This window comes from Kribbella sp. NPDC051586, from assembly GCF_044453965.1.
Lineage (GTDB): Bacteria > Actinomycetota > Actinomycetes > Propionibacteriales > Kribbellaceae > Kribbella.
In genome coordinates, this window is record NZ_JBITDF010000001.1 from 749,914 (window position 1) to 775,887 (window position 25,974).

At 67.6% G+C, this 25,974-nt stretch carries 25 protein-coding genes and 1 tRNA gene; 15 read left to right on the forward strand and 11 right to left on the reverse strand.

The features are described 5' to 3' along the window. Window positions 1–16 precede the first annotated feature (16 nt). The 3 genes from ACIA58_RS03735 to ACIA58_RS03745 all read left to right on the forward strand — a co-directional run bounded on the left by ACIA58_RS03735 (window position 17) and on the right by ACIA58_RS03745 (window position 3,046). Window positions 17–979: a 2-hydroxyacid dehydrogenase gene (locus tag ACIA58_RS03735; RefSeq protein WP_396402045.1), complete on the forward strand. Its 963-nt coding sequence runs from the start codon at window positions 17–19 to the stop codon at window positions 977–979. Between the two features lie 386 nt (window positions 980–1,365). Further along, complete coding sequence (locus tag ACIA58_RS03740) at window positions 1,366–2,526, forward strand: helix-turn-helix domain-containing protein (RefSeq protein WP_396402046.1); 1,161 nt, start codon at window positions 1,366–1,368, stop codon at window positions 2,524–2,526. 1 nt (window position 2,527) lies between these two features. Continuing rightward, complete coding sequence (locus tag ACIA58_RS03745) at window positions 2,528–3,046, forward strand: nucleotidyltransferase domain-containing protein (protein ID WP_396402047.1); 519 nt, start codon at window positions 2,528–2,530, stop codon at window positions 3,044–3,046. Here ACIA58_RS03745 and ACIA58_RS03750 read toward each other — a convergent pair. Further along, complete coding sequence (locus ACIA58_RS03750) at window positions 3,030–3,914, reverse strand: RNA polymerase sigma-70 factor (RefSeq protein WP_396403303.1); 885 nt, start codon at window positions 3,912–3,914, stop codon at window positions 3,030–3,032. The two genes, ACIA58_RS03745 and ACIA58_RS03750, sit on opposite strands and share 17 nt — an antisense overlap. Window positions 3,915–4,079: 165 nt before the next feature. Between ACIA58_RS03750 and ACIA58_RS03755 the strand changes: the two genes are divergently transcribed. Beyond that, the gene (locus tag ACIA58_RS03755) at window positions 4,080–4,568 is read left to right on the forward strand and encodes a carboxymuconolactone decarboxylase family protein (protein WP_396402048.1); all 489 of its coding nucleotides are present in this window, start codon (window positions 4,080–4,082) and stop codon (window positions 4,566–4,568) included. Here the strand turns inward: ACIA58_RS03755 and ACIA58_RS03760 are convergent. Together ACIA58_RS03760 and ACIA58_RS03765 are read right to left on the reverse strand one after the other, a co-directional pair. Next, entirely contained in the window at window positions 4,558–5,079 is a 522-nt protein-coding gene (locus ACIA58_RS03760; protein WP_396402049.1) for a DinB family protein, read from the reverse strand. The genes ACIA58_RS03755 and ACIA58_RS03760 overlap by 11 nt on opposite strands. A gap of 75 nt (window positions 5,080–5,154) precedes the next feature. After that, complete coding sequence (locus ACIA58_RS03765) at window positions 5,155–5,568, reverse strand: VOC family protein (protein WP_396402050.1); 414 nt, start codon at window positions 5,566–5,568, stop codon at window positions 5,155–5,157. A 120-nt stretch (window positions 5,569–5,688) separates the two neighbouring features. Between ACIA58_RS03765 and ACIA58_RS03770 the strand changes: the two genes are divergently transcribed. From ACIA58_RS03770 to ACIA58_RS03785, 4 genes are all read left to right on the forward strand, one after another. Next, entirely contained in the window at window positions 5,689–6,063 is a 375-nt protein-coding gene (locus tag ACIA58_RS03770) for a VOC family protein (protein WP_396402051.1), read from the forward strand. Between the two features lie 413 nt (window positions 6,064–6,476). Further along, window positions 6,477–7,322, forward strand: coding sequence for a hypothetical protein (locus ACIA58_RS03775; protein ID WP_396402052.1), 846 nt, complete (start codon window positions 6,477–6,479; stop codon window positions 7,320–7,322). 54 nt (window positions 7,323–7,376) lie between these two features. After that, window positions 7,377–8,141 (forward strand): hypothetical protein, encoded by a 765-nt coding sequence (locus ACIA58_RS03780; protein WP_396402053.1) that lies wholly within the window; start codon window positions 7,377–7,379, stop codon window positions 8,139–8,141. A gap of 402 nt (window positions 8,142–8,543) precedes the next feature. Further along, a complete protein-coding gene (locus ACIA58_RS03785) occupies window positions 8,544–10,391 on the forward strand; it encodes a heparinase II/III family protein (RefSeq protein ID WP_396402054.1) in 1,848 nt (615 codons plus the stop codon). On the opposite strand, the gene ACIA58_RS03790 is transcribed toward ACIA58_RS03785, so the two are convergent. Further along, the gene (locus ACIA58_RS03790; protein ID WP_396402055.1) at window positions 10,384–10,971 is read right to left on the reverse strand and encodes a DUF664 domain-containing protein; all 588 of its coding nucleotides are present in this window, start codon (window positions 10,969–10,971) and stop codon (window positions 10,384–10,386) included. The genes ACIA58_RS03785 and ACIA58_RS03790 overlap by 8 nt on opposite strands. Before the next feature lie 67 nt (window positions 10,972–11,038). Here ACIA58_RS03790 and ACIA58_RS03795 point away from each other — a divergent pair, with 67 nt between their 5' ends. Then, window positions 11,039–11,503: an NUDIX hydrolase gene (locus ACIA58_RS03795; protein WP_396402056.1), complete on the forward strand. Its 465-nt coding sequence runs from the start codon at window positions 11,039–11,041 to the stop codon at window positions 11,501–11,503. 145 nt (window positions 11,504–11,648) lie between these two features. After that, window positions 11,649–14,444 (forward strand): glycosyltransferase, encoded by a 2,796-nt coding sequence (locus tag ACIA58_RS03800; protein ID WP_396402057.1) that lies wholly within the window; start codon window positions 11,649–11,651, stop codon window positions 14,442–14,444. 1 nt (window position 14,445) lies between these two features. Here ACIA58_RS03800 and ACIA58_RS03805 read toward each other — a convergent pair whose 3' ends face one another. Next, on the reverse strand, window positions 14,446–14,913 hold the full coding sequence (locus ACIA58_RS03805) for a GNAT family N-acetyltransferase (protein ID WP_396402058.1): 468 nt from the start codon (window positions 14,911–14,913) through the stop codon (window positions 14,446–14,448). 153 nt (window positions 14,914–15,066) lie between these two features. Between ACIA58_RS03805 and ACIA58_RS03810 the strand changes: the two genes are divergently transcribed. From ACIA58_RS03810 to ACIA58_RS03820, 3 genes are read left to right on the forward strand one after another with little or no spacing between them, the layout of a single operon-like run. Continuing rightward, window positions 15,067–16,002: a phosphotransferase enzyme family protein gene (locus tag ACIA58_RS03810; protein WP_396402059.1), complete on the forward strand. Its 936-nt coding sequence runs from the start codon at window positions 15,067–15,069 to the stop codon at window positions 16,000–16,002. Further along, window positions 16,002–16,649, forward strand: coding sequence for a histidine phosphatase family protein (locus tag ACIA58_RS03815; protein ID WP_396402060.1), 648 nt, complete (start codon window positions 16,002–16,004; stop codon window positions 16,647–16,649). The genes ACIA58_RS03810 and ACIA58_RS03815 overlap by 1 nt, the downstream gene beginning before the upstream one ends. Window positions 16,650–16,661: 12 nt before the next feature. Next, on the forward strand, window positions 16,662–17,417 hold the full coding sequence (locus ACIA58_RS03820; RefSeq protein ID WP_396402061.1) for an MBL fold metallo-hydrolase: 756 nt from the start codon (window positions 16,662–16,664) through the stop codon (window positions 17,415–17,417). On the opposite strand, the gene ACIA58_RS03825 is transcribed toward ACIA58_RS03820, so the two are convergent. After that, on the reverse strand, window positions 17,409–18,137 hold the full coding sequence (locus tag ACIA58_RS03825) for an SDR family oxidoreductase (protein ID WP_396402062.1): 729 nt from the start codon (window positions 18,135–18,137) through the stop codon (window positions 17,409–17,411). The two genes, ACIA58_RS03820 and ACIA58_RS03825, sit on opposite strands and share 9 nt — an antisense overlap. Before the next feature lie 55 nt (window positions 18,138–18,192). Here ACIA58_RS03825 and ACIA58_RS03830 point away from each other — a divergent pair, with 55 nt between their 5' ends. Both ACIA58_RS03830 and ACIA58_RS03835 read left to right on the forward strand, forming a co-directional pair. Further along, window positions 18,193–18,546 (forward strand): winged helix-turn-helix transcriptional regulator, encoded by a 354-nt coding sequence (locus tag ACIA58_RS03830; RefSeq protein ID WP_396402063.1) that lies wholly within the window; start codon window positions 18,193–18,195, stop codon window positions 18,544–18,546. 155 nt (window positions 18,547–18,701) lie between these two features. Further along, window positions 18,702–19,118: an NUDIX domain-containing protein gene (locus ACIA58_RS03835; protein WP_396402064.1), complete on the forward strand. Its 417-nt coding sequence runs from the start codon at window positions 18,702–18,704 to the stop codon at window positions 19,116–19,118. 485 nt (window positions 19,119–19,603) lie between these two features. On the opposite strand, the gene ACIA58_RS03840 is transcribed toward ACIA58_RS03835, so the two are convergent. From ACIA58_RS03840 to ACIA58_RS03860, 5 genes are all read right to left on the reverse strand, one after another. Beyond that, on the reverse strand, window positions 19,604–20,452 hold the full coding sequence (locus tag ACIA58_RS03840; protein WP_396402065.1) for an SDR family NAD(P)-dependent oxidoreductase: 849 nt from the start codon (window positions 20,450–20,452) through the stop codon (window positions 19,604–19,606). A gap of 330 nt (window positions 20,453–20,782) precedes the next feature. Then, a tRNA-Thr gene (locus ACIA58_RS03845) sits at window positions 20,783–20,858 on the reverse strand. A gap of 154 nt (window positions 20,859–21,012) precedes the next feature. Then, window positions 21,013–23,529, reverse strand: a complete 2,517-nt coding sequence (locus ACIA58_RS03850; RefSeq protein ID WP_396402066.1) for a carboxypeptidase regulatory-like domain-containing protein — start codon at window positions 23,527–23,529, stop codon at window positions 21,013–21,015. Window positions 23,530–23,531: 2 nt separating this feature from the next. Further along, window positions 23,532–24,716 (reverse strand): hypothetical protein, encoded by a 1,185-nt coding sequence (locus ACIA58_RS03855; RefSeq protein WP_396402067.1) that lies wholly within the window; start codon window positions 24,714–24,716, stop codon window positions 23,532–23,534. A gap of 8 nt (window positions 24,717–24,724) precedes the next feature. Further along, window positions 24,725–25,969 (reverse strand): S8 family serine peptidase, encoded by a 1,245-nt coding sequence (locus tag ACIA58_RS03860; RefSeq protein WP_396402068.1) that lies wholly within the window; start codon window positions 25,967–25,969, stop codon window positions 24,725–24,727. Window positions 25,970–25,974: the final 5 nt, after the last annotated feature.

Below are 25,974 nucleotides of genomic sequence, written 5' to 3' on the forward strand. Positions count from 1 at the left end.
CCGTGAGGGAGATGCTGTGGGACTGCCAGTCGTACTGATGCCCGGCGCGATGCACCCGGCCGTGGCCGAGGGCCTCGCCGACCACTGCGAACTGATCCGGCTCTGGGAGGAGACCGACCCCGACGCCGTACTCGCGGCCCGCCGGGACGAGATCGTTGCCGTCGCCACCGGTGGTACGACGATCGACGGCGCCTTTCTCGATCGCCTCCCCGCCGTCCGCCTGGTCGCGAGCTTCGGCGTCGGGTACGACCGCATTGATGCTGGAGCCGCGGCCTCGCGCGGCGTCGTGGTCACGAACACGCCCGGCGTCCTGGACGACGAGGTCGCCGACACGGCCCTCGGTCTGCTGCTGATGACGGTCCGCGAGCTGGGGCAGGCCGAGCGGCACCTCCGCGACGGCAAGTGGGCCGCAGGGCATGCGTACCCGTTGACCAGGGCAACGTTGCACGGCCGCCGGATGGGCATCCTCGGCCTCGGCCGCATCGGCCAGGCCATCGCCGACCGCGTCCAGCCCTTCGGCGTCTCCGTTGCCTACCACAACCGCCACCCGAAGGACGTCTCCTATCCCTACTACTCGTCGCTGGCCGAAATGGCCGCCGACGTGGACATCCTGATGATCGTCATCCCCGGCGGCGACGACACCCGCCACCTCGTCGATGCCGCCGTGTTGAAGGCCCTGGGTCCCGACGGCATCGTCATCAACGTCGCCCGCGGCACCGTCGTCGACGAACAAGCCCTCGTCGACGCCCTCCGCACCAACACGATCCTGTCCGCCGGCCTGGACGTCTTCGAACACGAACCCAAGGTCCACCCCGACCTCCTGACCCTTCCCAACGCCGTCCTCCTCCCCCACGTAGGCTCCGCCACCATCCCCACCCGCAACGCCATGGCCAACCTCGTCGTCAACAACATCCGCCACTGGCTCGCAGACGGCACCCCCCTCACCCCCGTCCCCGAATCCACCAACCTGATGCAGTAGCCCTCACTGGTCTGCATCAGGAGCCGGTTGGTGAGCGGGGCGTGTACGGATGCAGGGATCGGCGAACACGCCCCGCCGTTTGTTGGAGCCGTCTGTGCGGCTGGGGGATGGCGTCTTGCGGAAGGAGGGCGGCGGCGATTGGAGTTAGTCGTCCAGCCACTTGGTGCCGTTGGCGGTTTGGTGGGGGCCGCGGTGGTGGGGGAGGACGCAGGGGTGGCCTGTTGCTGGGTGGGTGCCGTCGCATTGGTCTGTGGTGATCCGTTGGGCCTCCTCGCATGTGTCGCTCATGGGTCAAGCTTGAGGGCGGCCTTCGGGGCTGTCGCTCGTTTCTGTGTATCCCGTGACGTAGGGAGACAGGGATACAGACGGTGGGTAACACTTGTGGGGTGTCGTTCGGGAGTCGGCTGCGGGAGTACCGGGATCACCGTGGGTGGTCGCTGGGTGATCTGTGCCGGGCCACGCACTACAGCCGCGGGTATCTGAGCAATGTCGAGAATGGGCGCAAGCCGCCGTCGGAGGAACTGGCAAGTGCTTGCGATCTGGCGTTGAAGGCGAAGGGGGAACTGATCGCCGCTGCTCGGCACGATGCTGCTGCGAAACTGAACGAGACGCCTTGGCAGACCGCCGAACTGGTCCAGAAGATGCAAGCCTCGGACATCACCAGCGCGACGCTGGAACAGCTTCACTCAACCGTCGAAGAGTTGTGCTGCCAATACAACCGGCGCGATGCCTTGGAGCTTCGCGAGGAGACCCACGAGTGGCTTCAGCACGTCGCTGCCATGCTTCGCCGGCCGGTCGGGTTGAAGGCACACGGCGATCTGCTGGTCGCAGGCGGCTGGCTCGCTCTGCTGGCGGGATGCGTCGAATACGACTTGGGGATGGCTACCGCCGCCGAGTCGACTCGGGTGGCTGCTCTCCAACTGGGATTAGAGGCTGGTCATCCGGAGATCACCGGTTGGGGACACGAGATGACCGCATGGTTCGCGTTGACGCAGGGCCGGTTCCGGCAAGCCGTAGCCGCATCGCAGCGAGGCCAGGCGGCGGCGCCGAATTCGTCTGTGACCGTGCAATTGCTTGCCCAGGAGGCGAAGGCAAAGGCACGGCTCGGGGAGAGCGGGCTGACCGCTCTGTTGGAATCAGGCCGGGAGATGCTGCATCACCTGCCGTACCCGGACCGACCGGACAACCACTTCAAGGTGGACCCGTCCAAGTGGGACTACTACTCGATGGATATCCACCGGATGGCAGGCGACAACGAGCAAGCCACCGAGTACGCCGAGACGGTGATCCGCGACAACACCGCGCCCGACGGCACGGAGCTGAGCCCGATGCGGATCTCCGAGTGCCGCATCACCCTCGGGTTTGTGGCCGGTCGTCGAGGCGATCTGGAACAGGCGGTGGACCGCGGAGTGGAAGGTCTGAAGGACGGCCGGCAGAGCAAGGTCCATCTACGGATGATCGCCGCCGAACTCGACCAAGAGCTCCGTCGTCACTTCCCGGGTGAGAGCCTGATTGTCGAGTTCGAAGACGCCCTTCACGGCGTCTGACATGGGATCTCACCGGAGCGGCACCAACGACCTTGCCTTTGTCAGGCACGTCGTTGGGTGGTTGGAGTCTGCCGGGGTGAAGACCTGGTTGTTCGGGGGCTGGGCTGCGGAGTTGCTGGGGCTGGAGTTGCCGCGGACGCACCATGATGTGGATCTGCTGTATCCAGGTGAGAGCTTTGCTGCGGCGGATGCGTTGTTTGCGCGTGGCGAAGTGGATGAGGTTGTGGCTAAGCGGTTGCCGCACAAGCGGGCCTTCGAGATGGACGGCGTCCTGGTTGAGTTGTTCTTGGTGCAGGGGCCGGCGGGCGCGCCGTTCACCGACTACTGGGGTGTCACGCGGCATGAGTGGCCGGCGAATGTGCTTGAGGTCGAGGCTGGTGGGCTGCGGGTGGCTAGTGCGTTGGCGCTGCTGGACTACGAGGCGACGTTCGACAAGCGGGTTCCGACTGTGGATGGCGAGCGGGTGACGGTGGAGGAGTGGCTCGCGGAGCACGAGAGCTGGTTCAGCGGGTCAGCCTGATCTGCTTGGTGAGGTGGGAGAGTTTCGAGGGGTTGCGGACGGCGTAGAGGCCGGTGATCTGGCCTTGGTCGATTCGTAGGGCGGTGACGGTGTCGATCTCGCCGTTGAAACGCAGGATCAGGGCAGGTTGACCATTGATCTCGGTCAGGTCCAGCGTGGCTTCGGCGAGACCCTCGACAGCGGCCGCGAGGAGGCGGGCCACCTTGTCGGCGCCGACGACCGGGCGCTGAACGGCCTGGACCACGCCGCCGCCGTCGCCGAGGAAGACGACGTCCGGGGCGAGGATGTCGAGCAGCCCCTGGAGGTCGCCGGTGGTGATCGCGTGCTGGAACGCCGCCAGGGCGTCACGGGTTTCGGCGGGGCTGACGGGGCCGGCGGGACGACGGGCGGCGACGTGGGAGCGGGCGCGGTGGGCGATCTGGCGGACGGCGTCCGGCTTCTTGTCGACGGCCTCGGCGATCTCGTCGTACTCGAGGCCGAAGACCTCGCGGAGGACGAAGACGGCCCGCTCGGTCGGCTTGAGGGTCTCGAGCACCAACATCATCGCCATCGAGACGCTGTCCGCGAGCTCCACGTCCTCGGCGACATCGGGTGCGGTGAGGAGCGGCTCGGGTAGCCACGGGCCGACGTACGACTCCTTGCGGCGACCCAGGGTGCGCAGGCGTTGGAGGGCCTGGCGGCTGGCGATCCGGACCAGGTACGCGCGTTGGTCCAGCACCGTGTCGAGGTCGACCCCGACCCAGCGCAGCCACGTCTCCTGCAGCACGTCCTCCGCGTCGGCGGCCGAGCCGAGGAGCTCGTAGGCGACCGTGAACAGGAGGTTGCGATGGGCAACGAAAGCCTCGGTGGCCTTGTCGGTACCGGTCATGCTGGACTCCTTGTACGCGCGGGTGTCACCCATCAGATGCCGCTCGCCGGAGATCTGTGACACGAAGTCCAGTATGGCGCTCGTCACGTTCTGGAACCGTCACGGCGACCTGGCCGGCGGCATCTCGTGTTCATCCAGTAGATCTCACAAGTAGGGATGAAGACGATGGAACCCCGTATCGACGTCATGCAGAACCCGTTCGGCGTCAAACTGGCGAAGCGGCTGTTCGCCGTCCACGGACTGTTGCAGCAGACGGCGCTGCCGCAGGCGACGCAGAACCTGGTGATGCTGCGCGCCAGCCAGATCAACGGCTGCGGGCACTGCATCGACATCCACTCGAAGGAGGCCACGGCCGGGGGCGAGACGACGACCCGCCTCAACCTGGTCGCCGGCTGGCGGCACTCGACCGTCTTCACCGAGGCGGAGCAGGCCGCACTGGCGCTCACCGAGGAGGCGACCCGGCTCGCCGACGCCTCCGAAGGTGTCTCGGACGAGACCTGGGCGCGGGCCGCCAAGTACTACGACGAGGACCAGCTGATCGCGCTGGTGACGCTGATCGCGATGATCAACGCCACCAACCGGATGGCCGTCACCTTCAACCAGCTCGGCGGCTCCTACGAGCCCGGGCTGATGGCGGCCACGATCAGCGAGTAACGCCGGTGGCGGGCAGGTCCCAGATCCGCTCGGACTCCCAGGCGTACTCCCACGCCTGGATGTCCGGCGGCTCGATGCCGAGGCCGGTGAGGACGGCGCAGACCTGCTCACGGTGGTGGTTGGCGTGGTTGATCGCCTGGGCGATGAAGATGCCGACCCGGGTACCGCGGGTGTCGTTGTCGACGATGATCACGCGTTCGACGTCGATCGGCTGGGTCAGGAACACCTCCCACAGCGCGCCGGCCTCGGCGTTCCAGCGGCCCAGCGTCTCCAGGTCGGCCGCCGGCTCGCTGTCGACGTACTCGAGCGGGCGGTCGGCGAGCCGGCGCAGGTAGCTGCCGTCGCACCGGACGATGTGGTCGAGGGTCGCGAGAATGCCGCCGTACGTGCCGACGCCGGTGATCTCCAGCTGCTCGGGCGCGAGGTCCTGATCCCGGCAGAACCGGATCAGGCTGCCCGTGGCCCAGTTGTTGTGCCGGATGGGGTCGTACAGCAGGTCGTTGAGTCCCATACAGGCCAAGCTAGCCGCGCCCGCCCCGCCCGGGGTACCGGATTTCGCCCCGGGCGCGGCGCACGCGAAAGGAGATCAGCTGTCGGCCGCGATGTTGACCATCCAGTTGATGCCGAACTTGTCGGTCACCATGCCGAACTCGTCGCCCCACATCTGCTTCTCGAGCGGGACCGTGACCTTGCCGCCGTCGGCGGACAGCTTCTCGTAGTACCCGCGCAGCTCGTCGCCGTCGCCGCTGAGGCTGATCGAGATGTTGTCGCCCGGGTTGTACGGCATGCCCTGCGGGGTGTCGGACGCCATCAGCGTGAACCCGCTCGGCGTCTCGAGCTGCGCGTGCATCAGCAGTTCGTCGTCCTCCGGGCCGTGGCTCGCACCGAACTCCTTGAAGGTGTTCTTGGCTACCTCACCGCCGAAGACCCCCTGGTAGAACTCCATCGCCGGGCGCGCTTCACTCTTGAACTGAATGTACGGATTGAGCCGGGATGCCATCGAATCGTTCCTTCCCCCAACAGGCCGAACCCTCTGGTACGGCGCTTATGCCCGCACAGTAAACCCGGCCGCCGACAGTCCGCGACACCTCGAACCCGGCTGTCCGGTTAAGGTCCCGGGATGATCCTGCGACACATCACCATCGATGCCGGCAATCCCTACGAGCTCGCGCAGTTCTGGAGTACAGTCACCGGCTGGCCGGTCGCGGACGGCGATGTGCCGGGCGACGACGAGGTACTGGTGGTGGCGCCTGCGCCGGTTCCCGGGCTGCTGTTCATCGCGGTGCCGGAGGGCAAGTCGGTGAAGAACCGGGTACACCTCGACTGGGGTCCGACCGAGCGGACCCGCAACGAAGAGGTCGAGCGGATCCTGTCCCTCGGCGGCACGATCCACGAGGACCATCGGGTCCCCGACGGCCGCGGCTGGGTGACGATGAAGGATCCCGAAGGCAACGAGTTCTGCGTCGAGCGCAGCGAGGCCGAGCGCGCCGGCTGATCGGCTTCAGGTGTCCACCCGTCGTGGTCGAACGCCCACGCTCCGTCGGTCGCGATCAGCTGCGACGGTTCCGGCATAGCCGGGAACCTATCCCTGGGTCGGGTCTTCGTGGATGCTTGGACAGTGAAGTGGTGGCGTCGGAAGAAGAAGCAGTCTGCTGAGGACGGGGAACCTCGGCGGCGGGGGTTGCGGCGGGACGAGGTCAAGGACCTGCGTGCCCGTCTGACGGGTGAGGGGTACACCCTGAAGCACTGACCGCTCGATGCAACCAAACGGGCGGCCCGGAGCATTTAGTAAGTGGGGGCCGGGGGATGCACCAGGTTCGGGGGGCACCGCGTCATGTCGCCGGGCGTTACGTTGCCGCGCGGCATGTCGCGGCGCGGAGACGACGACTGAAGCTAGGGGGTGTCAGGGTGCTGCAGCAGGCCCGGGACCGCCCCGGCAACACCACCCAGGCACCGGTTTCCGCGCTGCGAGCGTTCCTCGGGTCGGTTGTCTCGATCGTCGTCACGCTGCTGGTACTCGCGTTGCTCGCCGGTGTGCTCGTCGTCCTCGAGCCGCGGACGACCGACGCCGACACGACGGCCGACGGCACCGGCTCGTACAGCGTTCCGACGAAAGGCCCGGGGCAGTACGGATCGGGCACGCTCGGCCCGTGGCAGAACCTGGTCCGGCGCATCTCCCCCGAGGACCAGATCCGCGACACCCTCATGTTCGACGGCATCTTCCTGTTCGGCGACAGCATCGCCGTACAGAACAGCGTCTCCCTCGAGCGGGCACTGGCCGATCGCACCGGCGACTCGATCGCCTTCCACGACTGGTCCGGTCAGCCCGCCTCGGCAGCGGTCGACGCACTCGCAGAGTGGGCGCGTGACTACGGTCTGCCCCGGCGGATCGTGATGGCCGTCGGTACGAACGACATCTTCGACCCGCCCGCATTCGCCGCGCAGGTCGAGCGCGCGATGAAGATCGCCGGGCCGGGGCGGACGGTGTACTGGGTGAACGTGTACGCCAGTCGCACCAAGCAGCCTGCCGCCGTACGGGACGCGGACGTCGACAACAGCGCCTGGATCAACCGGCAGCTGTACGACGCCTCGCTGGCTCACCCGAACCTGCGGATCATCGACTGGTCCGGCTTCCTGTCCTCCCGGCCGGGCGGCACCGCGCCGTACCTGCGCGACGGCGTGCACACCAGCGAGCCGCTCGGCGGTACCGCTCGCAACGAGCTGATCGCCGGGGCGCTCAGAACCAGCCGCTAGGCCAACCTCCGGCCGACCTTCCGCGTGAACGGGTTGAGCACGGGAGGACGAGCCATGTCACGCAAGATCATCCGGGGTTGGTCCACCTCGGCCGCCATCATCGTGGTCCTGACGGCCTTCCTTCTGGCGCTCCTGCATTTCGAGGCTCCGGCCGCGCGCGCGAAGTCGACAGCCCCGGTCGCCGGCACAGGAAGCTACGGGTCCGGCACGCTCGGTTCCTGGCAGCGGAACAGCCGGGTGATCTCCAGCGGCGCACACGTCCGCCACGTTGTCGCGACGAACGGAGTGGTCCTGTTCGGCGACAGCATCGCCGTACAGGACGGCGAAGCGCTCGGCCGGCTGCTCGGGCAGCAGCTGGGTACGACGTTCGCGGAGTACAGCTGGTCCGGTCAGCCGACGGCGGCCGCGGTCGACGCGATGGCTTCCTGGGCGCGCGCGTACGGCCTGCCGAAGCGGATCGTGATGGCGGTCGGGTCGAACGACATCTTCGATCCACCCGCGTTCGCCGCCCAGGTCGAGCGCGCGCTCCGGATCGCCGGCCCGGGCCGGACCGTGTACTGGGTGAACGTGCAGGTCGCGCGGACCGACGAGCCGGCCTCGGTGCAGGTCGCGGACCAACGCAACAGCGAATGGATCAACCTGCAACTGGAGCAGGCCGTATCAGATCACCCGAACCTGCGGATCGTGCCGTGGGCCGAGTTCCTCGCGGCGCAGCCGGAGCGGATGCGTACGGACCTGCGGGACGGACGGCACACCACCGTGCCGGCCGGGCAGAGCGCGCGGAATGCCCTGATCCTGCAGGCGATCCGGCGGGGTTGACGCTGCCCTTCCGGGCATTTGTAACCGGAGTGGACGATCCGAAGCAACTTTTTGACCCACTCGCGACATCTATAAGGCAGAGGAACCAATCAGCACCTCGGGGGGAACCGATGGCGACATACCTGACCGGAGTCTGACCGGCAGCGAACTCGATGCCGGAAGCAACCTTCGGCGGTCCGCCGGCCGTTTCTTGAGTACAGCGTTCTCGAGTACAGCGTTTCCGAACGACAGGCGTCTCTGAAGTAGCAGCGACGTAGCAACGAAAAACACCCTGACCATTTCCCGGGGATCGCCCCACCCGAATTCAGGTCTAGGCCAGAACAGGCATGCCCAAAAGCATGCGGGGGAGGACCGATGATGCCCGCGAGACATCTGCGAACGACCAGAACGACGCTCCGGCTCATGATTCCGCTGATCGTGAGCGCCGCCGTGCTGGCGAGCGTGCTGGTGATCCCGTGGGGCGGGTCCGAGCCGGAAGCGGCGCCCGACCCGACCGTCAGCTACACGCCGGAACCGCCGACTGCGCCGCCAACCCCCGCGAAGCAGGACACCTACACCTGCCCGGCGTACAGCGGGATCGACCACACGAACCCGGTCAGCAACCTGTACCAGGACACGTTCACCTGGGGTACGACGCCAGCGACGAAGGTCGGCGACGGCAAGGGGAACATCAACTGGCGGATGAACCCGGACAAGAACCCGAGCTGGTACATGTGGCTGCACTCGCTTCGTTGGCTCGGGCAAGGGATCACCGCCGGCGCGAAGGGCGACAAGCGTGCGCTGCAGCGGGTCAGCACGATCGCCCGCGACTGGATCAACGACAACCCGTACTCGTGGAAGTCCGACGTCGGCGCGTACGAGTCGACCATGCACCGCACGAATGTGCTGATCTGCCTGCGGCAGGCGGTGCTGTCCGGCCTGCACGTGGCCAAGCTGCCGCTGACGTACACCTGGCTGGACGATGCGCTGATGGAACACGCGTGGTTCCTGCAGAAGAACTACAGCGGTGACTGGAATCACGGCACCGACGAGAGCCTGGCGCTGTTCGGGATCGGTTGCACGCTGAAGCGCAACGATCTGAAGAAGGTCGCCTCCGACCGGCTGACGAGTGCGATCAAGACCTCGATCGACACGCAGGGGTCGACCAACGAGCAGTCGACGGCGTACGCGCAGTTCAACTACGCGCTCTGGGGCCGGGCGATCGACGTACTGCGCAAGTGCGGGGTCGATCCCGGTACGACGATCGTCGCGCGGCGCCGGGAGCTGGCGAAATGGCTCGCGCTCGCCACCAACTCGCTCGGGAACCTGCCGCAGCTCGGCGACTCGGAGGTCGTGCGCACGGCGCCCGTTCCCGGGACGGTGCTCGAGTACGCCGGTACGCTCGGCCGGCAAGGGATCCGGCCGACGCAGCGGATCGGGATCTTCGACGCCGGGTACATCTTCGGGCGCACCGGGTGGGGCGAGAAGCGGCCGTTCACGCAGGAGTCGACGTACAGCATCCGGTTCGGGCCGGCGCAGAAGCTGCACGGGCACAACGACCACACCTCGGTCACGTACACGTCGCACGGGCGCGACATCCTGATCGACGGCGGACACGCCGGATACAAGGTGGACGACTGGCGATTCTGGGCGAAGGGCCAGTTCGCGCACAACGAGATGACGGTGAAGTCCGCGACCGGGCACCCGGAGACCAAGTTGGTGCGGTCGTCGATCAAGGACACGTCGGAGTTCTACGAACTGCACGACTCCCCCGGCGCCGGCATCGACCGGACCCGCGGCGTGCTGGTGCTGAAGGACCCGGACCTGATGGTCGTGCTGGACCGCGGTACGTCGAACTCCGACGAGGACTACTCGACGCTCTGGCACCTGCCGTCGGACCAGAAGGTGGTTGTCAGCGGCAATGACCAGGCAGTGGCCGCCCGGCCGGGTGATCGGGTGAAGACGACGCTGCTGCAGATCCCGTTCCAGCAGGAGGCGACGCCGATCGAGGTTGTCTCCGGTTCGCAGGACCCGATCCAGGGGTGGCACTACGCGACGATCGACAAGCGGGCGGCGGCGCCGGTGGTCGAGTTCAACCGCTCCGGGAACAGCGCGAAGATCCTGTCGGTCATCGCGCCGACCCGCACCAACGCGGTCGTCAGCTACACCACCACGTGGCAGGGCTCCCGGATGCTGGTCAACCTGAAGGTCGACGGCGTGACCACGGTCGTCGCCGTCTCCGCGGACGGAACCATGCAGCGGATCAAGTAGTGGCCTTCGGGCCGACGGGCGTCCAGTCGGGGGCCGGGTCTTCGCCGACCCGGCCGTCGACGGCCTCGCGGATGAGGTCCGCGTGGCCGGTGTGGCGGCCATACTCCTCGATCAGGTCGCAGACGAGGCGGCGGAGGCTCGCGTGCTGCCCGTCCGGCCAGCTGATGTCCGCCGGCTGGTCGAGCCCGCCGTCCGCGATGGCCGCGGCGAGTGTCTCGCGGGAACGCGCGACCGCGCCGTCCCACAGGGCGTACAGCTCCTCCGGGGTGTTGTCGACGGCGGAGTTGAACTCCCAGTCGTTGTCGTCCCGCCAGCCGTTCTGCACCCACGGCCCGTCCATCGGCAACCCGCGGAACTTCACGTTGAACATGTAGTCCTCGTTCGCCGCAAGGTGCTTCATCAACCCACCGAGCGTCATCGACGACGCCCCGATCCGGGTGTTCAGCCCGTCCGCGTCCAGCTCGTCCACCTTGAACCGGAACGTCGTACGCAACCGGTCCAACGCCCCCACCAGATGCTCAGCATCACTCCCCGCCAGCGGCGGCTCCCACCACGGAGAGACCCACTCGTTCTCGGCCATGCCAGCACCGTAATCCCCATTCCGGACACTCCCCTTCCGGAACCTTCTCCTGACTAGGGTTCGGCGGATGGCACGGTATGCGGGTGTGATCGCGCGGTACGGCGGGCTGGTGGCGCTTGTGCGGGATCAGTACGAGGCATGGGACGCGCCGTACTGGAATCTTCCGAGCGGTGCCGTCGAGGAGGGTGAGACGCCGGGGGCCGGGGCGGTTCGGGAGCTTCGGGAGGAGTCGGGGTTGCGCGCCGCCGAGGAAGACCTTGCGCTCGTGTGGACGACGGCGGTTCTGGTGGATGGTCGGGTTACCTCGCGGTCGTGGAACTTCGTCGTGGAGGTGCAGGATCCGACGTTCGCGATCGACGATCCGGACGGGACTGTGACGGACGCGCGGTGGTTCTCGGTCGAGGACGCCGTACGGCAGCTCAGCAAGCTGCCCTACCCGCCGCTCTCGGCGCCTGCTGTCGACCACCTGACGTACGGCGCTCGACGCCAGGAGTGGACCTTCACGCGCGCCGGCGAGGACTGGTCCTGGTAAAAGTTTTCGCTTTCCTGGCAACAAACTGAGAGTCTCGCCGCGTCTATAAGAGAGAACAGTCCTGGGGGTAGGTCTGTCCTATTACCGGTCTAGACCTTAATTGTCAAGACCATGGCGAAGCGATCTTCTGGGGGGAAGCGACACTGTGGATCAGCACACAGACGTCCAGAGCGGAATGCCGGCGCGCCTCGACGCGCCGGTCCGGCTACTTGTTGGCCCGGCCAACTTCGCGGGGCAGGGCACCCGCTGGGCACGGGCGCTCGAGGAGCGGGTGCCGAGCACGAAGGCGACCTCGTTCGCCTTCTTCAAAGGGGTCCTCGACTACCCGGTCGACTACGGCGTCCCGGCGCGTACGTACCGGCGCAACCACCGATGGCGTCTGAACTTCTACAACCATGTCGTAGGCAACTACACACATGTGCTGCTCGAGGCGGCCCGGCCGATCTTCGGTCCCTTGCACGGGCCCGACGGATCGTACGAGATCCCGCACCTGCTCTCCAAGGGCTTGCAGGTGGGACTCATTGCCCACGGCTCCGACGTACGCATCCCCAGCCGGCACGCCGAGACCGAGCCCTGGTCACCGTTCCCCGACATCGACGACGAGACCGTCGAGCTGCTGGAACGCAACGCCACCCGCGCCGTCGACCTGTTCACGTCGTACCCGGGCTCTGTCTACGTATCGACCCCCGACCTCCTCGACTACGTCCCCAACGCGACCTGGTGTCCGGTGGTCGTCGACGTCGGCGCGTGGCGCAGCAACGCCCCGGTGCTCCAGCACAAGCTGCCGGTGGTGGCCCACGCGCCCAGCAAGTCGGCGATGAAGGGCTCCGAGCTCATCGACCCGATCATGAAGAGGCTCGCCAAGCGTGGCCTCATCACCTATCGCCGGGTCGAGGGCGTCGACCCGGCGGACATGCCGGCCGTCTACCGCGACGCCGACATCGTCCTCGACCAGTTCCGCATCGGCAGCTACGGCGTCGCCGCGTGCGAGGCCATGGCGGCAGGCCGGATCGTGGTGGGCCATATCGCGCAGCACGTCCGCGATCGCGTGGCCGCTGTCACCGGCCTCGACCTGCCGATCGTCGACGCGACGCCCGACACCGTCGAGCAGGTCGTGCTCGACCTCATCGCGAACCCGCAGCGGGGCCGCGAGGTCGCCGCGCGCGGGCCGGCGTACGTCGAGCAGGTGCACGACGGTCACTCGTCGGCCGAGGCGCTGGCCGCGTTCGTCGAGCACCCGAGCCCGGTGCGGGCCGATTGGAAGCCGTCCTGGATCCGGCCCAAGGTCGTGATGATGGCCGGCAACGACATCGTCAGCGACGCCCGCGTACTGAAGTACGCCCAGACCGTGGCGAACTGGGACCTCGACGTCACCTGTATCGGCATCCCCGGACGCAGGCTCAGAGGCGTCCGCCAGTTCGGCAAGGTACAGGTGTTGTGCCCGATCATCCCGTCGAAGGTGCTGGTGACGGGGTGGCGCAGGCGGCTGGCCAACGTCAAGGCCAACCTCACTCCGTGGTTCCGCACCGAGGCGGAGTACATGCTCGCCTACGGTCGCTGGCAGTACGCGAGCCGCGAGCTGCGCGGCGACCGTGGCCGGGATGAGCGCGACCGCGAGCGCACCGGCGCCGAGTCCGGCTCGGCCCGGCGGTCGGTCCGCGACCGGCTGCGGCGGGCGGCGCGTTGGCGGTCGCTGCGGCTGCACCGCGCGATCCTCAACGTCCGCGCGTACTTCGCCCGGCGAGCCAAGCGGACGGCCGACCTTAGCGACCTCGGCATCGGCAAGCGCCGCGAGCGGCTGCTCGCCCTCTACCGCCACCTGCCGTCGGGCCGTTGGCGGCGGGTGATGCCGGAGCTGGTCGACCAGGAGCTGACGCTGGGTCCGCTGCTCGATCGCCTGCTGATCGAGGTCATCCACGTGCACGACGTCTTCATGCTCGGCATCGCGGCGCGCGCCGCGCACCGGGCGGCGCTGGACGGGCGGACGATCAAGATCATCTACGACGCCCACGAGTACATCCCCGGCATACCGGTGGTGGCTCCGCGCCGGGTTGCGGCGTACTGCGATCTCGAGCGCGAGTTCATCCCCGACACCGACCGCGTCATCACGGTCTCCGAGCCGCTGGCCCAGTGGCTGCGGCGTGACCACAAGCTGGCCGCCCTGCCCGACGTCGTCCTCAACGCGCCGGTCGAGCCGCCCGCGGGCGCGGAGGTCAAGGGTCTGCGCGAGCTGCTGCGGCTGTCGGAGCAGGTGCCGTTGCTGGTGTACGGCGGCGGCGTCAACCGCGCCCGCGGTGTCGGGACGGTCGTCGAGGCACTGCCGCAACTGCCCGAGGTTCATCTCGCGATCGTCGCGCGCGCCAACTCCGTCACCGCGGAGCTGCTGGCCAGGGCCGTCGAGCTGGGCGTAGCAGATCGCGTGCACCTCGCGCCGTTCGTCGATGCCGAGGTCGTGCCGCTCTACCTGCGCTCGGCCAGCATCGGTCTCAGCCCGCTGCTGCACGCGCCCAACCACGACATCGCGGTCACGAACAAGTTCTGCGAGTACATCGCTGCGGGGCTGCCCATCATCACCAGCGACACTCCGGCGCAGGCCGACCTGGTGAACGAGCTCGACCTTGGCGCGGTCTACCCCGCGGGCGACGTGGACGGACTCGTCCGCGCGGTCTGCACGGTGCTCGCCGACCGCGACCGCATCGCGAAGCGGATCACCGGTGACTCCGAGCTGCGGCACCGGTTCGCCTGGTCCGCGCAGGCCGAGGTCATCCGCTCGGTGTACGCCGAGGTCATGGGGCAGCTGCCCGACGCCGCCTGGGCCCCCGACGCCACCATCGTCCGTCAGCTCCTCCCGGGGCCGCCGAAGCTGCCGGAGACGGCCTGGCACGCCTTCCGGGCGGCTAGGGGGCAGGACGGCGAGACCCCCAGGTCAGAGGCGGTCTGACTCACAGGCTGCGGCGGACGACGACGTTGCGCTTGGCGCGAGTGCGGTCCTCTTCGTACGGCGTGAAGCCGGCGTCGAGGAACGTGCCCAGTACGCCGCGACCCGGGTCGCCCGGCATCGCCTTCACCGGGTAGGCCTCGACGAGGCGTGCCCCCGACGTACGCGCGTACTCGACCGCCGCCTCGACCATCGGCAGCGTCAGCCCCCGGCCGCGGTAGCCGCTCTTCACGAACAGGCAGTTGATCGCCCAGACGGACTCGTCGTCCGGGTGGTCGATCGGCAGCGTCCGCGAGTGGACGATCGCGTAGTACTCCGGCCGCTGCGCCACCGCACACCAGGCAGCCGGCCGCGCGTCGACGTACCCGATGAGGCCAACTGGCATGCTTGCCTGGACGAACCCCTCGAGTGCTGCTCGGTTCTCCTCGCTGCCGTTGTGCGCGACCTGGGCGCTCGGCAGCCGCCGGGCCATGCACCAGCACCCGCGCGTCCCGCCGTTGGGACCGAAGAGTCGACCAGGTCGTCCCACCGCGCGTGGTCGACCGGGTGAACCTCCATTCGCGCATTCAACCATCGGCGGAATTGGTTCGCACTCGGGCGCGCGTCCATGGAATCGTCGGGGGCCATGAGCGACCTGACCAGCTTTCTTCGGGAGCGCGGCGTTGAACCCGTCAACGTCGTACCGCTGCTCGGCGGTGAGAAGAACCGCAGCTGGCTGGTCGACGGCGCGGGGGGTTCGAGGTTTGTTGCCAAGAGCTACAGCACCAGCACGCGTGCCGAGGTGGAGTACGAGCTCCACGCGGCCAAGTTCGTCGCCGATCGCGGCTTCCCGACGCCTGCTCCGATCGCGGCTGAGGACGGATCGCTCCGGGGCTTGATCGACGATCGCCCGGCGGCACTCTTCACGTACGCGGCCGGAGAGCACCCGACTGATCTGACCGACGACTACTTCTCGGCCGACCGTCAGCTCGGCCGGCGCGCTGCAGGGCTGGCCGCCCAGCTCCATGAGCTTTGTGCAGATCGAAGCTTCCCCGGCGGACGGACAGCGCGGCTTGATCCGCTCCGTCGCATCCAGACCTTCCTGCGGTCGCCGTACGCCGATCTCCCTGTACTCCGCGAGACGTCGCACCGCTTGATCGCCCTGCAGGAGAAGATGGCGGCCGTGTACGCCGACCCGGCAGGCCTCCGCCAGGGCCTGCTCCACAACGACATCAGCGCCGTGAACCTTCTGCTCGACCAGGCCGGCGACATCACTGCCTTGATCGATTTCGACGACTGCATGACTTCGTTCCAGCTCTACGACCTCGGCCGCATCGCAGAAACCTGGGGCCGCACCGCCGACCGTCACGCCGACCTCAGCCGCATCAACGAACTGATCGAGGCCTACAACGCAACCCGCCCCCTGACCGACCGCGAAGCCGAACTCGCCCTCGACCTGATCGCCACCTACGCAGCAGCAACTGGAGTCGACGTGCTCACCAACATGCTCCGCGCGGGCTCACACGTCGAAGACCCCCGAGCCAGCTACTCCATGCTCTTCTACCTGGACCTCTGCCGCTGATGAGACACATCTACTTGGTCACGCACCCCGAGGCGCAGCATCATGTCGACGGCCTCGTCGGAGGCTGGTACGACTCCGAGCTGACAGCCCGCGGGCACCTGCAGGCAGAACAGATCGCCGACGTTCTAGCCGGCCGAATCGGGCTCGAGCCGGTCGAGGTCTACTCGTCCGATCTGCGTCGGGCCAGCCAGGCGGCGGAGCGAATTGCCCGGCGGTTCTCCGTCGGCGTTCAGACGGATGCGCGCCTTCGCGAGCGCTCCAACGGTGAGGCCGACGGGCGTCCCCAGGCGTGGCTCGCCGAGCGGCGCATCCCCTTGCCGGAGTACGGCGACCGGCTCGGTCACCACGACGGACCGGCCGGCGCGGAGACATGGATGGCCCTGGTCGAACGCCTGTACCCCGCACTCGACGAGATCGTCCGTCAACCGGTCGAGAACCAGATCGTGGTGTCCCACGGGTCCGCCTCGAGCTATCTGATTGCCGCCTGGATCGGCATGCCGATGACATCGACGGACCGGGTCTTCTTCCCGCTGACTTCGGGGAGCATCACCACCCTCCGCCGCAACGACAGCCACTTCAGCCATCAAGTCGTCTGTCTGAACGAGACCCAGCACCTGCAAGCCCTCGCCTCGGACGGAGGCACCTGACAAGGTGAGCAGATGCTGAAGCAGGTGGCTGATGGCGTTTGGGTGCGGCAGAGCGAATGGGTCTGGAGCAACGCGACCGTGGTGCTCGGCGAGGACGGGTTGATCCTAGTCGATCCAGGGATCGACGGGTCCGATCTGGGCCAGCTTGCTGATGACGTGGAGCAGCTCGGTGTTCCGGTGGTGGCCGGGTTCTGCACGCATCCGCATTGGGACCATCTGCTCTGGCATTCCCGGTTCGGCGACGTACCGCGGTACGCCACGCCGGGCTGTGTGCAGACTGCTACTGCAGCCCGGGAGCGGGCGCAGGCGATGGCGGCGGAGAGCGCGTCGGGCATCCCGCTCGAGCTGATCGGGCTCCTCACCCCATTGCCGGCGGACGGAGTACCCGTGCCGGGCCAGATCGTCGAGCACGAGGCGCACGCCGTCGGCCACGCCGCGATCCTCCTCGCGGACCGCGGCGTGCTGCTCGCCGGCGACATGCTCTCCGACGTACTGATCCCGCTTTTCGACCCTCGCCGTACCGATCAGCTGGACGCCTACGAGACGGCGCTCGACCGACTCACCGAGGCGGCCCAGCACGCCAATGTCCTCGTCCCCGGCCACGGTGCCGTTGCCGAGGGCCCCGAACTGGCGGCCCGGCTTGCCGCCGATCGTGCGTACGTCGACGCGCTGCGCCGAGGCGAGGACCCGGCCGACGTACGCCTGGAGCAAGACTGGCTCGCCGGCCCGCACCAGTCGAACCTGAAGCAGGCCCGCCCCTCAGGCTGACTTGTGGCGGGCGCCGCCTTCGAGGTGGATCGTCTCGCCCGTGATGAAGCCTGCGCGGAGCAGCCACATCACCGTGTCCACGACGTCGTCGCTCTGGCCGTGGCGTCCGACCAACGTGTTCGCGGCGCTCTTCGTCAGCAGACTTGCCTTGGCGTCACCGAGCCGGTCCCATGCGCCGGAGTCGACGATGCCGGGCGAGATCGCGTTGACCCGGACCGGTGCGAGCTCCGCCGCGAGGTGGCGAGCGGCGTACTCGACCGCGCCGTTGGTGACCCCTTTGACCAGCGATCCCGGACCCGGGCGCCAGCCGACGACACCCGAGAACAGCACGATCGACCCCGTCGGTCGCAGCCGCGGCCCAAGGTGCTTGGCGATCAGCATCGGCCCGATCACCTTCGCCGTGAACGCCGCAACCAGCTTGTCCCGGTCCAGCTCGGCGGCACGTACGTCGTGCGGCGCCGAGCCCGTCGTGACGATGTGATCGATGCCGTCCGACAGCTTCTCGGCGGCGGCCGCGATCGTCGTTTCGTCCTGCAGATCGATGCGCATCGCATCCGCTCCGAGCTCGTCCGCGAGTACCCGCGCCGCGACCAGGTCACGCGCGCCGATCGTCACGTCGTACCCCTCCTGCACCGCCCGCCGCGCAACCGCCGCCCCGAGTGCCCGCGCGCCGCCGATGACCAGGATCCGCTCCATGTCCGTCCCTTCGGTAGGATTCAACAGGTACGACGGTATGGTTTTGATACCGGTATCTTCAACGGAACTGGGAGCACCTATGGGCAAGGCGTACAACGTGATGGCGGCGACCTGCCCCAGTCGCACCGTGCTGCACCGGATCGGCGCGCGATGGACCGTCTTCGTGGTCAACGCGCTCGCCGACGGCCCGCGCCGGTTCACCGAACTGAAGGCGCACATCCAGGGCATCACCCCCAAGGTGCTGACCGAGACGCTGCGTTCACTCGAGCTGGACGGCCTGATCAGCCGGCACGAATACGACGAGAACCCGCCGCGCGTCGAGTACACCCTCACACCGCTGGGCCAATCCCTCCTCGTCCCCCTCCGCGCCGTACGCCGCTGGGCCGAAGAACACGTCCCCGACATCGAAGCCGCCCGCGCCGCCAGGCGCTGAGCTCGGAGTACACCATGAAGGATCGTGAGGCTGCCCGAGGGCGTGAGCTGGCACGAGACCCTCCCCGCCGTCCACGAGCGCAGCCGCCTAATGTGGCCACGCGCCAGAAACGGAGTACGCGGCATGCAGCGGGCGTTCACACCTAGGGTGTCGGCATGGTCGCCCCGATTCCGATCGCAGTCGCTGCACTCGTGCGCGATGGTCTTGTGCTCCTGGTGCATCGCCATCCGTCGCGTCGGTGGTACCCCGACTGCTGGGACCTCGTCGGCGGTCATGTCGAAGCGGGCGAGCTACCTCAGCAAGCCATCCGCCGGGAATGCCTCGAAGAACTCGGTGTCCACGTCCACGACCCCCGGCCGATCCCGATGACGATCAGCGACCCGACCCTCAAGATGCACGCCTTCCTCGTCACCCGCTGGGAAGGAGAACCCGTGAACGCCGAACCCGACGAGCACGACGATCTCCGCTGGTTCCGCCCCACCGAACTCGCAGACCTGAAGCTGGCCCACTCGACCAGCCTCGCAACCATCCTGAACGCCATCCAAACCTCTGGCACGCTGCCCACAAACTGACCGAGCAAATCACAGCGCCGCGGGCGTCTGAGACTGACCTCTGACCTGGGGCTTCGGGTGGAACCGACACCTTCTCTGACCGCGGTTCCGTTGCTGCGGGCAACCATGCAGCATCCGCAATGTGCGCGGGTCGCGGTCCGCTGGCTGCTGACAGCCTCACGAGCACCGAATGACGCTGCCCGGGCAACCGCGGCTTGGACGTCGTTCACCCGAATCTCGAAGTGCATCATCTTCGTCTGCGCTGGAGCCTCGTGCGGCCACACCGAAGCATCGAGCGGCTAGAGGGACGAGGCCAAACCGCAGGACTTCGCTGACGCCGCTACCGGTGCCCTATTTGGCGGAGTGAACGGTTGAGGGATCCGTCGTCCGTAGATGGTGCGCGCGCTGGAGGGCGTCGGCCGCAGGTCGTGTGCCAGTTGATGGTTGTCATCGGCATGACCGCGCGGAACGCGGCGTACGAGTGCGTTCATCATCAGCACGAGGCGTCAGTGGAAGCGGTGGATCATCTCCTCGACGCGCTCCTTTTTGTCCAGGATGCTCAGCATGTGGTGGGACCGCTCGTTGGCGAGATAGGGAGCCGAGGAGAACCAGCCGCCATCGACCACGATGTCGGTCCCGGTGATGTAGGAGGACTCGTCGCTGGCAAGGAACAGCGCGGTGTACCCGATCTCCTCGGCCTTGCCTCCGCGACGCAGCAGGACAGTATTGTTCATCGCGCTTTTCTGCATCTTCTTCATCAGCGGATTCGAGTTCATCGACGCCGTCAGATCGGTCTCGATCCAGCCGGGCTGGATGACGTTGCACCGGATGCCCCAGTCGGCGTAGACGTACGCGGCGGACCGGGACAGCCCCTCAAGGGCCCACTTCGAGGAGGAGTAGCCGGTACCGAAGTTGCCGGTTATGCCGGCCACCGAGCCGATGTTCACGATTGAGCCACCGCCGGAGTCCTTCATCAGCGGAGCGCAAGTCTGGATGCCGCGCAGCGTGCCGGTGACGTTGATCTCGAAGATCTTGTTGAACTCGTCGATGTCGACCTCGGGGAACCTGACCAGCGCGTTCGAACCCACGATGTTCATGAGCACGTGCAGGGATCCGGCCTGCTCCATGACCTGAGTGACCGCGGCGTCCCACTGGTCTTGGTTGACCACGTCGAGTTCCACGAAGTGCGCCGTTCCTCCAGCGCCGTTGAGCTCCTCGACAAACGCAGAGCCGCGTTCCTCGTTACGGCCGGCGACGAAGACCGTCGCTCCCTCCTGCGCGAACAGACGCGCCGACGCCCTGCCCATGCCGCCGTAGCCACCCGTGATCAAAGCGACCTTGTTCTCGAGCCTCATCCGGACCTCCCACGTAGAGTCGCCTCCATCATCAGCACGAGCTGGCGCAAGGAATCCTCACCTGCGCCGGATGAAGTTGCTGCTGTCGCGGATCGACACTCGGCATGAGCGGACGAGCGCCGTACCCTCGGTCTCTCGCAGACGAGGTGTCAACCATCAGCTGGCCGATCCGAGGCCGGACCGCTCTTCGGCAGACCCACGCGTTGGCTGGGCCGTGCTCTCTGGGGCGGTACGCAGCGAGAGTGACTGCAGTGCAACTCGAACTGCAACCGGGCTGGCTTCCCGGTTCCGTGTCGAACCGGGTTTGCGCAGGTCAGCGCGTACTTCAGGTGGAGCCGCCTGTCGGAATCGAACCGACGACCTTCTCATTACGAGTGAGACGCTCTGCCGACTGAGCTAAGGCGGCGGGTGCCGAGGCAAGAGTGTAGCGGGAGTCGGGGGGTGATTCCGAATCGGATACTGGGGCCCCCGGTGTGTGGGCGGATCAGATGGCGGCCGCGGGCTGGTGGGAGTGGGGACCGGGCGGCGCGGGAGGGCGCGCCGCCCGGTCCTGGGAGGGGCTACTTCAGGGTGAAGTCGAGTCGCGTCGTGCGGTCCACCGCGACGGTAGTCGTCATCGTGACAGCGGGGTGGCCTGTTGCGGTCGCCGCGATCTTTTGTGCGCCGGTGGCCGTAGTGAACAGCTGGTAGAAGCCGTCACCGACGTTCGGGTCGTCGGGTGTCGACATCGTGGCGGTGTACTGCTCCGGCTTGGTGACGCTCCCCACGGTCGCGCCGTTGATACCGCCCGACGGGCCGGTGACCTGACCGACGAGCAGTCCGCCGGCGGGAGCAGTACAGATCCGGTTGCCGAGGAAAACGTCGTCCACGCCCCACCACTGCGACCAGCTACCCAGGTAGTGGAAGCGGACCCGGACCGCTTTCTGGTGGGCAGCCTGCGGCACTGGCACGATCTGTACGCCGGAAGCCGCGGACATACCGGCCCGCCGCCAGATGGTCGTCCAAGTCTGGCCCGCATCCGTGCTGAGCTCGACGGTGGCGGTCGAGTTCACTGCCGGGACCAGCTCAGTGGCGAATTGCACCGCCGGGGCGGCACTGCTCGTCAGATCGGTGGTCGGGCCGGTGAGCAGGGTGTCCTGGACATGTGCCGGGCCGCTGCGATCCGAGTCGACGATGGCGTAGTTGCCGGTGCCGCCGGTGCGATTCGGTCGCTGCCCCGGGTTGGTGAACTGCCACCCTGGCTGGTGCGCGTACCCGGGCAGACCCGGGTTCAGGTTGGTGACGGTCCAGCCGGTCGGTGCGGCCTTTCCGGAGAACGCCTGCGTCGTACCGGCGTACTTGGCCTGGTAGCCGGGCGCGGCACAACCGACTTCCACCGTCAGCCTCGAGTCCCGAGTCAGGTCGGAGTTGCCCAGTGTGACCTTCTCCTCGCGGAGCGAGTAGCCCGCACTTACCGCGCCGATCGTCAGCGTGTAGTCCCCTTCCTGCGGGAGCAGCATCTGGTAGCGACCAGTACTCGGGTCGGTGAATGCAACCGTGCCGTCCGACGCGGTCACCTTCGCGTACAGCGGCCAGCCGTGTCCGGACCCGTCACTGACCACGCCACTGATCGTTGCCTTCGGCCTCAGAGTCAGACTGAAGTCCTGGGTCACCGTCCCTTCGGGAACAGCCACAGTCGCGGTCAGCGGTTGGTACGGGTACTTCGTCGCAGTGACCTGGAACGAGCCCACCGGAACGTTGAGGCTGTAGTGTCCGTCGGCATTGGTATGCGCGACTGCTGCGGCCACTGTCACGTCGGCGCCGGCCAGGGGGACCCCGCTCGCATCCGTGACGGTGCCCGTGATCTGGCCGTGCGGATGGTGCTTGAACGCGTACTCGCTCCTCGGCGTACCGATCCCGGTCGGCCCGTCATAGCCTGTGCCGGCCACACACTCGTACACGACTGTGCAGCTTCCGTTGGCTCCCGAAGTCACGTCGTAGAAGCTCGTCTGATCCACCGCGGCCGTTTCGTACAGGTACGACGTCGGTGTCGTACCGGCGACCGGTGGGCCGGCGAGCGCGTACGTCGCGGCGATCAGCGGGGCTGATGCGCTCGTACCACCGAACACGGTCCAGCCACCCAGCGTGCTCGTGTAGACCGCGACTCCGGTGTTCGGATCCGCGACCGCGGAGACGTCGGCGGCGCTACGGCGAGGACAACCGGTGTCGGTCTGCCAGGCCGGTTTCGGCTCCACGATCGAGCATCCGCTGCCGGCACCGGACCATGCGGTCTCGCGATAGGTGCGCGGGCCGCTGTCTACGACGAGCGACGTGCCGCCGACCGCGGTGACGTACGGAGATGCCGCCGGGTAGGACGTGCCGAAGCCGGAGTCCCCGGTGCTGGCAGTCACCGCGACCCCCGGGTGATTGAAGTGCGGGTCGACGCTGGTCTCGCTCGGGTCCTCCGGTGCGCCATAGCTGTTCGACACGTACTTCGCACCCAGTGCCACTGCTTCGTCGACAGCCAGCCCCAGGCTCTCCAGCTCGGGATCGTCGGCTTCGACCAGCAGGATCGAACAGTTAGGACAAGCCGCGGAGACCATGTCGAGGTCGAGCGAGATCTCCTGGGACCAACCTGTGTCAGCCTGCGGATAGTCGGTGCCTCCACGCTGATCCACCTTGCGAAAACAGCCCGAAGCGCTCGTGCAGGCAGGCAACCCGAACTGGGACCGGTACGTCGCCAGGTCCGCCTCGGCGGTGGCGTCGTCGTATGCGTCGACGACAGCGATCGTCTGGCCACTGCCCTGGTCGCGGCTGGGAAGCGAGTAGGCGCTTTGCAATGCCTCTGGACCATAACCGGCCGGGCCGTCGGCCACCAGGCCCTTCTTCGCCGGTACGTCGGTACGCCGCAGCGCGAGGCAGGTTGCCACGCCGGGCTTCGTCGCCCGTGGACAGGCCTCGACCGACGGATGAATCGCGGGACCTGCGTGAGCCGGCTGCGCGGCAGCAGGTAGACGTGCCAACCCCACGCCGGCGATCACGATCGCCAGCGTGAGCATGACCAGGCCGGATGCTCGGGAGATGGTTCTGCTGATCACGATTACCGTCCTCCGCAGCTCAGGTGCGCTATTTGGGTGGCGCTGTACGACGCGAGGTCGAAAGTGACGCCGGTGGCCCAGACGTCCGTCGGTCCGCTCCCGCCGATCGCGTCGTACGCGTGGCCGATACCGACCCCCTGGGGACCGGGGACCGGGACCTTCGTCCAGGACTTGCCGTCCCAATGCAGGAAGCCGTCGCTCTGCGGGTGAGGCAGTCCGTAATCCGCGGTGACCCAGACATCCGTCGGCGACGCGGCGAAGACGCTGCTGGCCCGTGCGTTGCCGACGTCGGGCAGATCCTGGACCGTCCAGGTGTTGCCGTCCCAGTGCTCAACCAGCGGGGCGGCCAGTCCGGGACTGCCCGGCAACTGCTGGCTGCCGACCGCCCAGACGTCGTCACCGGATCCGGAGATGCCGTAGAAGGCGGACGGCGCCGCGCCGGACGGCACATCGATCACCCGCCACCGGGTGCCGTCGAAATGTTCGGCGAACGGCAACACCGTGCCGTCGCTGTCGAACTGCCGGCCGACCGCCCAGATGTTCGAGGCGGACAGTGCCCTGACCGACTGCAAGTAGGCGCCGTCTCGTTCCATCGCGGGGTTGTCGACGATCTGCCAGCTCGTTCCGTCCCAGTGCTCGAGCAGCGCGCCGAGCGACCACAAGTCGTTGGTGTTGTCGATGTAGCCGCCCACGGCCCATGCGTTCCGCGCGGACACCGCCGCGGCGCCGTACAGACGCAGGTGCTTCACCGACGGGTCCGGGGACACCGGCAATGGCAGCATCGACCACCTGCCGCCGTGCCATCGGTCGGCCACCTGCATATGCGCAGCGCCCATCTCGAGGATGTTCCAGCCGTCGTCGGCCGAAGTGAAGGCGGCGCTGACGGCAAAGGCCTGCGACAGCGGGCTCAACGGAACCTGATGAGCCGACGGATCGAGCCGCTGGCCGTTCCATTCCAGCTGGGTGGGTACGCTGGCGATCGCCAGCGTTCCGGACAGCAACGCCTTCGTGGGGGAGAAGACGGCTGGTTGGTTGAGGTACTCGGTCTCGCCTACAGGTGAGTCGACGAGCTTCCACGTCGGGGTGCAAGTCTTAGCTGCCGGCTGTGCGTCCGCGGACGGAGTACCGGTGCCGGCGGCGAGCAGCGCGGTGAGCGCGAGCGCGGCGGTAATTCTGCTGGTCTGCATCACTTCTCCTAGAAGGCGCCGATGCCGTTGGGGGTGCCAAGACCGGTGGGGCCGTCGTATTTCCGGACCGCCGTGCAGAGGTAGCTGCCGCCACAACTGCCGGTCGAACCGCTCGTGACGTCGTACAGCGCGCTGCTGTGCGCGTAGAGACGTGAGCCCGCGTTCACGACCGCGGCGTTTCCGGCCAACGCATAGACACCGGCGAGCAACGGCGCGGCCGCACTCGTTCCACCGAGCGAGATCCAGCCGTTGTAGCCGAACGTGTCGTACACCGCGACCGGGGTGTGCGGGTCGGCGACGGCAGCCACGTCGGCCACCGTGCGCTTGCCGCACAGCCGGTCCTTCTGCCACGACGGCTTGGCGACGTACGCCGAACATCCGGACCCTGAACCCAACCAGGCAACCTCGCTCCAGCCGCGGGCATTGGAGTCCTCGTAAAGGGTCGTGCCGCCGACGGCGACAACGGTCGACAGAGCCGCCGGTACCGCGACCCCGAAGCCGGAGTCGCCGGTCGAAGCCAGAATGGTCGTGCCGGGGTGGTTGTAGTGACTACCTGCATCGGCCAGCTCTGCCGGGTACTCCGACGCGCCATAGCTGTTCGAGATGATCGTCGCCCCGAGCCGCACCGCCTCGTCGACGGCTTCGCCCAGGTTGGAGGTGTCGTTGTCGTCGGCCTCGACCAGGAGCAGGCGACAGTTCGGGCAGGCCGCCGAGGCCATGTCGAGGTCCAGGGAGATCTCGGTGGCCCACCCCACGTTCGCGCCCGGCGGCGTGCTCCCTCCCCGCTGGTTCACCTTCCGGAAACAGGCGGAGGCGGCGTCGCACGGGGGCAGGTTGTTCGCCGCCCGGTAGGCGGCCAGGTCGGACTCGGCGAACGGGTCGTCGTAGGCGTCGACGATCGCGATGGTCTGCCGACCGCCGAGCAACGCGGACGGCAGCCGGTAGGCGGACTGCAGATCGGCCGCCTGGAACGGATGCAGATCCATCGCTTCGGCCGTGGCCGGCGTCAGCGCGTTCCCGTTCGCGTCCTGGTCGATGATCGCCAGGCACGCGGCATGATGAGCGGCCGGCGTCGAACAGACCCGCTCAGGTCTGATCGCGCCCGCCTGAGCGGATTCCGTACGAGCGGAGGCGAGTTGGGGCGAGGCAGTGGCAGCGCCACCGGCGATCGCCAGGCAGAGGACGGCTGCGGTGAGCATGCCACGGCCCAGCCGGCGTGGCCTGCGGTTTCGGAGATGGATGATGCGAGGCATCAGAA

Excerpts from the sequence above, each read along its gene's own strand:
- ACIA58_RS03745 (WP_396402047.1), top strand. The coding sequence starts at position 2,528 with ATGGGATCTCACCGGAGCGGCACCAACGACCTTGCCTTTGTCAGGCAC.
- ACIA58_RS03750 (WP_396403303.1), bottom strand. The coding sequence starts at position 3,914 with ATGACCGGTACCGACAAGGCCACCGAGGCTTTCGTTGCCCATCGCAAC.
- ACIA58_RS03755 (WP_396402048.1), top strand. The coding sequence starts at position 4,080 with ATGGAACCCCGTATCGACGTCATGCAGAACCCGTTCGGCGTCAAACTG.
- ACIA58_RS03760 (WP_396402049.1), bottom strand. The coding sequence starts at position 5,079 with ATGGGACTCAACGACCTGCTGTACGACCCCATCCGGCACAACAACTGG.
- ACIA58_RS03765 (WP_396402050.1), bottom strand. The coding sequence starts at position 5,568 with ATGGCATCCCGGCTCAATCCGTACATTCAGTTCAAGAGTGAAGCGCGC.
- ACIA58_RS03770 (WP_396402051.1), top strand. The coding sequence starts at position 5,689 with ATGATCCTGCGACACATCACCATCGATGCCGGCAATCCCTACGAGCTC.
- ACIA58_RS03780 (WP_396402053.1), top strand. The coding sequence starts at position 7,377 with ATGTCACGCAAGATCATCCGGGGTTGGTCCACCTCGGCCGCCATCATC.
- ACIA58_RS03785 (WP_396402054.1), top strand. The coding sequence starts at position 8,544 with ATGATTCCGCTGATCGTGAGCGCCGCCGTGCTGGCGAGCGTGCTGGTG.
- ACIA58_RS03790 (WP_396402055.1), bottom strand. The coding sequence starts at position 10,971 with ATGGCCGAGAACGAGTGGGTCTCTCCGTGGTGGGAGCCGCCGCTGGCG.
- ACIA58_RS03795 (WP_396402056.1), top strand. The coding sequence starts at position 11,039 with ATGGCACGGTATGCGGGTGTGATCGCGCGGTACGGCGGGCTGGTGGCG.
- ACIA58_RS03805 (WP_396402058.1), bottom strand. The coding sequence starts at position 14,913 with ATGGCCCGGCGGCTGCCGAGCGCCCAGGTCGCGCACAACGGCAGCGAG.
- ACIA58_RS03810 (WP_396402059.1), top strand. The coding sequence starts at position 15,067 with ATGAGCGACCTGACCAGCTTTCTTCGGGAGCGCGGCGTTGAACCCGTC.
- ACIA58_RS03815 (WP_396402060.1), top strand. The coding sequence starts at position 16,002 with ATGAGACACATCTACTTGGTCACGCACCCCGAGGCGCAGCATCATGTC.
- ACIA58_RS03820 (WP_396402061.1), top strand. The coding sequence starts at position 16,662 with ATGCTGAAGCAGGTGGCTGATGGCGTTTGGGTGCGGCAGAGCGAATGG.
- ACIA58_RS03830 (WP_396402063.1), top strand. The coding sequence starts at position 18,193 with ATGGGCAAGGCGTACAACGTGATGGCGGCGACCTGCCCCAGTCGCACC.
- ACIA58_RS03835 (WP_396402064.1), top strand. The coding sequence starts at position 18,702 with ATGGTCGCCCCGATTCCGATCGCAGTCGCTGCACTCGTGCGCGATGGT.
- ACIA58_RS03840 (WP_396402065.1), bottom strand. The coding sequence starts at position 20,452 with ATGAGGCTCGAGAACAAGGTCGCTTTGATCACGGGTGGCTACGGCGGC.
- ACIA58_RS03855 (WP_396402067.1), bottom strand. The coding sequence starts at position 24,716 with ATGCAGACCAGCAGAATTACCGCCGCGCTCGCGCTCACCGCGCTGCTC.
- ACIA58_RS03860 (WP_396402068.1), bottom strand. The coding sequence starts at position 25,969 with ATGCCTCGCATCATCCATCTCCGAAACCGCAGGCCACGCCGGCTGGGC.